The sequence below is a fragment of the Methanofastidiosum sp. genome (genome assembly GCA_035362715.1).
Lineage (GTDB): Archaea > Methanobacteriota_B > Thermococci > Methanofastidiosales > Methanofastidiosaceae > Methanofastidiosum.
The window spans coordinates 1-2,125 of record DAOSDU010000034.1 but is presented as its reverse complement, the minus strand read 5'-3'; the positions used below and the strand labels follow the sequence as shown (position 1 = coordinate 2,125).

Sequence of the window (2,125 nt, the reverse complement as noted above, 5' to 3'; positions counted from 1 at the left end):
ATGTATTTTTTAATATGTCTTTTAGAAGTACTATTGGAATCATTATTGCCTTATCGGGTTCATTATGGTTTGGTCAATCGTTATTAGATTGGTTGAGATATCTTTCAATGGGAGGATTTGTAGACCTTCCTTCTGCCTTTTTGAGGTATGGTGTCCTTTTTGGCCCTCCCGTTATTGTTGTGGGAATTATTATGTTTTTACATGATATGAAAAAGGAGACTAGAGGCATGCACGGAAAATAAATCCGATATTAATAAGAATAAAACAGACTTAATGTTTCCTTTTGTAATAATATGCCCCAACCAGTATTAAGGCAATGGCAACAACGTACACTAATTGGTTTGGATAATTCGATTTATTCTCGTCTTTGCTTTCTGTTTTATCATTAATCTTTACCAATTCTTCAGTTTTATATAGGAAGATTTTACTACAATTATTGCCTTCCCCCCTTACAATGACAGCATAGCTATCGCCAGGGGATACCTGTATTTTTTTAACATCAAAATCTATCATGTTTATTATTTCTCCAGATTTTCTGTCCATTATGAACAAGGAACCCATTCCCTCTCGTATGGCAAGTCCAAATAGTATGTAGGGCTTATCATTGCAAATATTAATAGAATAAGGTGATAATGAATACGGGCTTTCCAAAATAGTGGATTCCCAAACTATGCTGCCCGAATCATCCAACAATACAAACTTGTTGTAATATTTCTCTGTTGAGAAATTGCCTTCCACAGTTCCTCTTGCTTTTATATCTGTTTGGTATGCTAAAACAGAGTATTCCCCGTCTTTTGAAGTGGCAAATTGTAGTAAATACCCGTCATACTGATAAGTCGATTTTATTTCCCCTTTGTCATTGAAGAAATATAAAATAACGGGATCATTACTAGAAATTAAGTATGGTTTTTCTAATAATATAACTCTTTTACCGTCATCAGATATGAAAGATTTTTCGGAGCTTACAACTCCATCTTCTCTAATGTCCTTTTTCCAAAGGGCTTTTCCGCTTTTATCCATTACGCCTACATATTTAGGTGCAATTTGATCCTCAAAATTTCTTGTATTTGTAAATAACACTTTTGACAAATCTCCATTCGCGGAATAAATACCAATATTAGGGTATTCTTCAATTATATTTTTATCTATCTTTATCCGTATTGTTTTCATTTCATTAATTGTAAACAGAACAACCTCATCTGAGTCTATCCTTCCAGCAATCGCATCATCATAAATCCATAACAATTCTCCTTCTATATTGAATAGATATAGCCTATCGTTATACCCCAATGAATGGTAATGTGCAGAGGTGGGGGAATTGTTCAGAAGTATATATTTAGAATCAGTGCTAAAATAAGTTGACTCAATCTTGCTTGTAGTCTTATGCTCCCAAAGTAATTTTCCTGAAATATCAAACAATAATATCTTTGATTCTTCTTTATGACATTCTTCTCTAGTCCCAAAATCTTCTCTGTGAATGCAATCTGAAGAAATATAATAATTGCGGTATAACCCCACTGCAACATATTTGTTATCCTCGGACATAGTTATAGTTGAAACTGTCCAGTATTGCAAATCCTCTATGTCCTTGTTAGGGTCATAGCTCCAAAGCTCTTTAGCTTCTATTGCAGATAAAGGTGCAAATAATAGAATTGTTAATAATATAAATCTGGATAATATATTTAGTATTTTCATTTAATCAAATATTTATCCTTTTTCTCATATATAAGAATTTGGAAAAAAATACGGAAAATATGGAAAATTATTTCTTTTCCATATTGCCTAGAAAAGAAAATAAATATAAATATGAGATTTATAAAAACATTGTGAATACTATGAATGATAAATTTAATTATATACTGATACTGATTGGAATTATTATGGTCTTGTCAAGTTCTTACAATATGGTCAATTACCATAATAAATCAATTTACTATCAAGAATTAAGAGACAGCACCCCTGAAGACTTTAAGGGGCTATATAGTAAGTTCCCTGAATTAGGAAATGATGAGAACTTAAATAATATCAATAAGGCCTTGAGCGGCTCTTTAGTGTCTTCTACTTGGGAGTATCAATCATTAAGGAATAGTTCTTTTTTGAATATTGTAATAGGGATAATACTAAT

General features: G+C 31.8%; 3 protein-coding genes. 2 read left to right on the top strand and 1 reads right to left on the bottom strand.

All coding sequences use genetic code 11. From position 1 onward, the window contains the following. On the top strand, positions 1 to 242 hold a 242-nt coding region (locus PLI06_10205), incomplete at its 5' end, for a hypothetical protein (GenBank protein HOI77965.1). A 28-nt stretch (positions 243 to 270) separates the two neighbouring features. On the opposite strand, the gene PLI06_10200 is transcribed toward PLI06_10205, so the two are convergent. Next, positions 271 to 1,695, bottom strand: a complete 1,425-nt coding sequence (locus tag PLI06_10200) for a hypothetical protein (GenBank protein HOI77964.1) — start codon at positions 1,693 to 1,695, stop codon at positions 271 to 273. A gap of 140 nt (positions 1,696 to 1,835) precedes the next feature. On the opposite strand from PLI06_10200, the gene PLI06_10195 reads away from it, so the two are divergent. Then, the coding region (locus PLI06_10195; protein ID HOI77963.1) for a hypothetical protein at positions 1,836 to 2,125 on the top strand (290 nt) is incomplete at its 3' end.